Annotated in this window: 3 protein-coding genes; all 3 read right to left on the bottom strand. The window is 42.2% G+C overall.

What is annotated here, in order from left to right; translation table 11 throughout:
• Nucleotides 1-91: 91 nt before the first annotated feature.
• The 3 genes from F7734_RS45470 to F7734_RS45460 all read right to left on the bottom strand — a co-directional run bounded on the left by F7734_RS45470 (nt 92) and on the right by F7734_RS45460 (nt 7035).
• The gene (locus F7734_RS45470) at nt 92-1834 is read right to left on the bottom strand and encodes an SDR family NAD(P)-dependent oxidoreductase (protein WP_155750933.1); all 1743 of its coding nucleotides are present in this window, start codon (nt 1832-1834) and stop codon (nt 92-94) included.
• Nucleotides 1835-2174: 340 nt separating this feature from the next.
• Nucleotides 2175-2879: a hypothetical protein gene (locus tag F7734_RS45465; protein ID WP_155750932.1), complete on the bottom strand. Its 705-nt coding sequence runs from the start codon at nt 2877-2879 to the stop codon at nt 2175-2177.
• Between the two features lie 52 nt (nt 2880-2931).
• Nucleotides 2932-7035 (bottom strand): type I polyketide synthase, encoded by a 4104-nt coding sequence (locus tag F7734_RS45460; protein ID WP_155750931.1) that lies wholly within the window; start codon nt 7033-7035, stop codon nt 2932-2934.
• Nucleotides 7036-7315 lie beyond the last annotated feature (280 nt).

Genomic DNA, 7315 nt, shown 5'->3' with positions numbered 1-7315 from the left:
TAACCACTCAGCAACTAACAACTAACAACCAACAACTAACAACCAACAACCAACAACTAACAACTAACAACCAACAATCAACAACCAACAACTAACCAACCAAAGAATTATTTAAAAACAGAGGATTGAGACGCTCGCTAGCAGTCACTTGCATATCAGAAATCTGCATATAGATTTCTCCTTGAGAATCGTACACTGTACCGCTAGCAAAGAAATTTGTCTGTTGATTTGAGAGAATTTCTAAAGAAACATAAAATTCTTGCTCAAAAGGAATTTCTTTAAATTGTTCAAGTTTTTTAACCTGTAATGGCAAACTTCCTAAATTAGAAAAATGCCTGACCCAAACTAACAAACATTGAAATAAAAGATCGGAGGTGTAGGGATTAAATGTTTGTATGGGAAATTGACCTTGTGTTCTGATATCAATCTTGTCTAATTGACACTGAGCAATCAGTCTGTCAGAAGTCATATGGAGAATTTGCTTTATTCCTTGAAAATTACGTTTGTGAAATAAAGTTCCATTTTGATAAGGGAAAAGACTGAGAAGTGCTGGGTCTTGAGTAAGATTCAAAGATTTAAAATATCTTTCTTGGGGAACTTCCTGTAGAAGTTTAACTTGAGTGCTGTAATGATAATAGGGTATTCCTTTTGCACTTTCGCTCCATACCAATACCTCAAAATCTATTTCCCCAGAATCCGCTCGATTAATTTCTTTTACATCTAAAACGTATTCTGTGGATAGACTTTGGTCGAAAATAATCCCTTTCAAAACTTTGTAGTTGTTACAACTGAAAAATTTGTAACCGGGATAGATTTGCTCGCAAGTATTAGCAATCCATGCTATGCTACACATGGCTGGTAAAACAGCTTTGCCACCAAAGGCGTGATCGCAAACAAAAGGATTGGCTTCTAAGGTTAATTTACGGCGAAACCGAAATGTTCGTGATTTAGAATACAGGGGCTTGGGTGAAGCTGCGATCGCACTGCTCATAACCAGAGTTTGTGCGGTTCCATGATACGAAGGCTTAAGTTCATCAACTAACATTTGAGCGCCAACTTCTAGAGGAATAAGTTCCATGTTGAGTTGAGAAAAGACCTTTTTTAATTCTGGTGTCACCATACCGCCATCCCAAGGTCCCCAACCAACTGAGACAACGTGACAAGATGGATATTTCCGTTGGAGCAGATACGCTGTTTTATTGAGAATCTCGTTGGCGAGTGCATAATCAGATTGACCTGCATTGCCGTAAAAAGCTACGAAAGAGGAAAACAAAACAATGAAATCTAATTGATTGGGTTCTACACAGCTTAGTAAGTTTTCTAAACCGTCGATTTTAGCAGCGTAAACAGTATCAAAATCTCGCTCTGTTTTGTTTTCAATCAATTTGTCTGCTAAAACACCAGCCCCATGAATAATTCCTGTAATCTGTCCGGTGCTTTGAACAACTGATGCTAGCTTTGCTTGTAAAGTAGACTGATTAATGATATCTGCACTAAGATATTTTACCTGTCCACCTGCTTGCTGGATTTCAGAGATGGTTATCGCAATTTCTCGTTGGGCTAGCAAGGAATTGAAGACTTTTTGGACTTTTACAGGTGTAGGCTTGTCACCTTGGGTGATGAAATCCTGTATAATCCGCTTTTTCAATTCAGCTTCGTCGAAGCACCCTTTAGCCCATGTCGGTTCAGATTCGGTAAGTTCGGAGCGACCAAGCAGAATAAATTTACATTGATATTGCTCAGCTAGTTTGATTGTGCATTGCGCCGTAACCCCTCTTCCTCCGCCACTAACCAGAATAACTGATGATGAATTAATGTTTGTGTTTGTATTCATTGTGCATCAGAATTATTTACTATGGCAGTCCTATTTGAGATGTTAAATTTATTAACCGCAAAGACGCAAAGAACGCAAAGAGAAGAAAGAAGAGAGAAGAGAGAATTTTACAAATTTTTTGTGTACTTTACGCCTTAGAGGTTTTTCATTCAGTAAGTTCGGAAAACAAAATTATGTAGGTAGGTGGAAAAAAACCGAACTATGTAAATACTCTAAAACCCTACAAATAACTAATGACTAATGACTAATGACGATTTGGATTTGGATGGTGGGTTTCTTTAAACAAGAAACCCAATGAGTGAACCATCGTAGAATCTATCAAAGTTAACCCCGTGGATGATTAGGCGACTGCTGCTGTTTTGCACGCTAGAGTCACTCTTCCCTGTAAGTTGTATCCAACTTCTAAAATTAGGGAATTTGGATCGTGCATTTCACTCAAGATGCAGTGTGCCATTGCTTCTGCGTTTAATTCGGGACTCAGGTCAATGGCTCGGCAAAATACCTGTTCCCACTCCAGATTGAGAGTTTTTGTGAGACCGAACAAACCACCACTTAGGGCGCTGAAGTCTATTCTTGCTCCTAGCCCAAACTCACCATCAAGACGAGCTACTGTTAAAAAACTACTCCGTCCTGTTTGTGCTGCACTGTTAAGGGATTGCTTCAGGTGTTTGGCTAAAAGAAAGACGTATTTAAGGATTGACTTTTCTGATTTGGGATAAGAGACTCTATCTGTTTGCAACTGTTGACTTACAGGGTGTAGATGGATAAAAGAGCCAATCGAACCGTAAGTATCAGAGATAATTGCCAGTTGCTGTTGCAGTTGCTCCTCGCTTGAATCATTAAGCATAATGCGATTCACTCCTTGAGGTAGAGGTTGACGGTCTGCTATTATGTTTGGAGGAAAACTTAAAACAACTACCTGCCAACCTCGTTCAGTTAACATCTGAGCTAACTTATTGGTAGTAGAGGAACCGTCATCAGTGAGCAAGCAAGTACGAGACTCAGGTAGGGGAAATTCCCAAAAATCAGGTGTGGATAGAGGCATAAGTTTGACCAGACAGCGCCGAATCTTGTGATTTACGGGAGATTGCTGTTTGTTATGCGTGACTAAGGCATTTTTTTTTAGTCTCTGCTATCTTTTTGCCTAAGTAATTTGCAATCTTGCCAATGGTGCGATGTTCTCCCAATTCATCTGGACTTAATCTGGGTAAGTCGGGGAATTGGTTCTGCATTGCGCCGATAATTTCTACCCGTTTGATTGAGTCAATGCCCAAGTCTGCTTCTAAGTCCATTTCCATCTCTAACATTTCTGTTGGATAGCCCGTCTTGCCACTAATTGTCTCTAAGAGGGCTTGGTTGATGGAAGGATCGTTGCCAGACTCTACCGATTGCGAGGTCAAAGTGTCATTAAAACTGACTTGAGGAGATGGACTGGTTTGTGGAGCAGGGGTTGGAATATACTCAACAGGAGACTTTGCTTCTATATTTGGCTGTGTCAGTATAGTTTCTGATGTCTTGACTGGGGTAGCCTGTGGTTGAGCAACTGGTACGGTAAAAGCTAACGTCTGGTTGGTAACCTGCGGTTTGTTATCTCGCTCAATTGTCTGAGTAACAACCGAGTTAGTGTGTGCTTTAGCATCTGTTTTGGAGACTTCATTAGCAACTAAGTTAGCTTGGGGAGCGTTAGTGGGTGTTATTTCTGGTGCAAACTCTACCCAATGGGAGTTGTTTGAACTTGTTAAACGCGGTTGATTGTATTGTTGCATTAACTGGAAAAATGAGCGAGAAGATTCTGCTTGGCTCTTAAGATATTGCTCGTGTACCCGCAGTACTTCTGACTGATGATTGTAAAAATGAAGCAGAATTGTCTCTACAGTATTGTTTGTGCCTTGCATAGTAGGAGAAGAAGGTTGAGTAAGAGTAGGTTGCAACATATTCTGTGTCTCAATGATAGGAACAATGGTTTCAAAATCTGTGGAATTGGGAGTATCCGCAAACGCGTACTGAGATGTTGTAGCAATAGCTTTAGTTAGTATCGCGTCTGTGTCAGAATTTGTAGCTTCGGGTAGCTCCCATGACATCACATCTTTATTGACAGTTATAGCTACACATTCAGCATCAGATATTTCGGATGAAATTATCTCTGCATTCAGATTTTTTTCTAAAGGTGTAGCTTCAGGCATCTGCCAAGAAATGATATCCGTGTTGAGATTAGCAGCTACAGGAGTCCTGACGGGGGAAATGGTTTGAGCTGAAGGTGATTTTATTTGATGACCATCCTGCAAAGCTTGCTCAAAAGCAGCTTTTGTTTTCTCGCTGACATAATTACTGCCACTGAGGACTATATTCAAGGGGCTGCTTTTTACAACTCCAGTGGAAGAAGGTTCAATTTGATAGGGGTCTAAATCTTGTAAAGGTAATCCAGCGACGCGCAACTGCATCATTGCTTGTCGCAACTGTAGATCGCTGTCTTTTTCCCGACTGGGATTTAAGGCTATAGCAAGATGAGGGCGATCGCCAAGAATACTCTTGACAAAATTGCTAAGAATTTGTCTGGGACCTATTTCCACAAAGCAATAGCCACCAGCAGCGTAAAGATTCTCAATTTCTTGCGTAAACCGAACCGATTTGAGAAGATGAGCTTCTAGAGTTGTTTTAATCGTTTCCGAATCGCTTGCATAAGCTTCGCCTGTGGTGTTGGAATGCACTTGGATTTTAGGGCTATGGAAGGTGACGGACTCAATAGCCTTAGAAAATGGTTTGCTAGCGTGATTGACAAAACGAGAATGGAATGCAGCTGATACAGATAGTGGAGTGACAGAAAAGCCGCGTTTGGTGAGAATTTGTTGTACAACTGCAATTTCTGGTTTGGCTCCAGAAAGCACGACTTGATTTGGAGAATTATAGTTGGCAATACTGAGATGAGACAGGGGCTTAATAATATCCAGGATAGAATTCACATCCCCATTGACAGCTAGCATAGTTCCTGCATCGCAATCAGCACCATTATGTGGGCTACTCATTGCTTGACCTCTAGCTTTAATGAGGTAATAGTAATCTGCATCACTTAAAACCTCAGCTGCCCAGAGAGCCGTGAGTTCTCCAAAGCTATGTCCTGCAACGAAATCTGGCTGGAACCCCGCTTGCTTTAAGATTTTGTATAAACCAGCACTTAAAGCACCAATGGCTGGTTGAGCATTTTCAGTTTGCTGCAAGGTTTGAATTTGACTGGCTTTGCGATCGCTGTCAAATGTGGGATTGGGAAAAACCACTTGCGTGAGGGGTTGCAAACCATCTTGAATGAAAAGATTGTCCAGAGAGTTGTAAACTTGGCGCAGAACAGGAAAGTTAGTTGCTAGTTTCAGCCCCATATTTAAGTATTGGGAACCTTGTCCTGGGAAAAGAGCTACGACTTTCCCTTGAAGAGATAAACCTGTCTTGCGGTAGTAGACACCGCGAGGATGTTCCCAAGATGCGGTATGCAGTTGTTTTTTCAGTTGATGAATCGCTATTTGTAGCAATTCACCTGCTTCATCCTGGGATTTTGCAACAAAACCCACTCTGGCTGCAGCGACAGGAGCAACAGATTTACAAGAGTTAAGAAGTTCGGTGTAATAGCGATCTCTTGCATCGGATTTTAACTGCGAGTGTACGGTTTCACACTTTTCTAACAACTGCTCTGGACTTTCAGCCCAAAGTAGGATTGACTGAGGCACAGAGTGTAGGCGGTAAGCATCTTGATGTTCGCTGGTGTGCTCTTCTAAAACCATGTGATAATTTGTACCACCAAAACCAAATGAACTCACCGCAGCGCGTCTTGGTGTCCCTGGTTCTGTTTGGAACCAAGGTCTAGTTTCTGTGTTGAGGTAAAACGGAGATTCCTCAAGCTGAAATTTGGGATTGGGTTGGGTTACGTTCAGAGTTGGTGGTAGAATCTTGTGATGTAGAGCAAGAGCAGCTTTGATTAAACTTGCGGCTCCAGCCGCTGCCTTGGTATGTCCTATCTGGGATTTTACACTTCCAAGGGCAATGTGCTGTTTGTTAGGGTTGTTTTCGCCAAAAACCTCTTTTAAGGCAGTGATTTCACACAAATCGCCGGCTGGAGTTCCCGTACCATGCGCTTCGATGAGACCAATACTTGCAGGGGAGATGTTTGCATCTTCATAGGCGCGACGCAAGGTTCTTACTTGTCCTTCCGGACGAGGAGCATAGATACTCTTGTATCGACCGTCACTACCAGTACCTATGCCTTTGATAACGGCGTAAATGCGATCGCCATCCCGTTCTGCATCTTCAAGACGTTTGAGCACTAACATCCCGATCCCTTCGCCGATCATCATTCCATCTGAGGTTGCATCAAAGGGATTCAAAAAATCTTTTTTAGATGAAGCAGGGGTTTTGCTAAAACACATATAGTTGAAAGCAGAAGCATCCGCTTCAACCCCACCTGCAATCATCATGTCGCTCCGACCCTCAATCAACTCGCTCATCGCCATTTTGATAGATGTCAGCGAACTGGCGCAGGCGGCGTCCACAACACAGTTCATCCCTCCCAAATCGAGGCGGTTAGCAATACGTCCAGCAACCACATTAGCTAGCCAACCAGGAAAAGAATTTTCTTCCCAGCCCACATACGCCAGCTTCATTTTCTCAATAATTTTTTGCGTATCTTCTTCCGATAGACCACTGCTACTCAGAACTTTTTCCCAAACAGGATATTGCAATCGTGTCGTGAGAGGGACAATCAGTTGCATACATCCCCCTACGACACCTAGGACGACTCCAGTGCGTTCTCGACTAAAGTTGCGAGATTCACCGTAACCCGCATCTTCCATAGCTGCTTTTGCAACCATCAGCGAGAGTAACTGGGCGATATCAGTTGCTTCGAGTATACTGGGAGGCAATCCAAACTCCATCGGATTAAATTCGATGTCGGGAAGGAATCCACCCCGCTTGCAGTAGGTTTTATCAGGAGCTTTGGGGTCTGGATCGTAGTAGTCTTTTATGTCCCAACGGGAAGGGGGTACATCCGTGATACAATCGACTTGACCAACAATATTGTTCCAATATTCCTGCAAATTCTTAGCTTTGGGAAAGAAGCAAGCCACGCCGACAATCGCAATGGGAACTTGTTGTCGTTGATAATGGGATGGCTTCTCAGTTTGAGGTTGTTCTTGGGAAGTATTTCGATCCATTTTCATAAAACTCCTAATTTACTTTATGGTTCTGATGGCGTTATAATTGTCAAGTGGAACTTTCGCTCTTATGATGCAGTCAATATATGTGGTTAATAAGTAGTTATTGAAGACTTGATAAAAGTTCTTCTAGATCGCGGCGATCGTTCCAATACAATTTCCCCGTCTGGTGAATCCAGAACACGGGTCGTTTCACGCTTCTCATTTCAGTTGGTTGGTTGTGGGTTGACTTCAATTACTAGTCTAAGGATTCCGAAAACGATCGCACAGAGATAATCTTTTGGCA

The sequence above is a fragment of the Scytonema sp. UIC 10036 genome, assembly GCF_009725235.1.
Note: the sequence above shows the minus strand (reverse complement) of the source record. Positions and strands in the feature narration are given on the sequence as shown.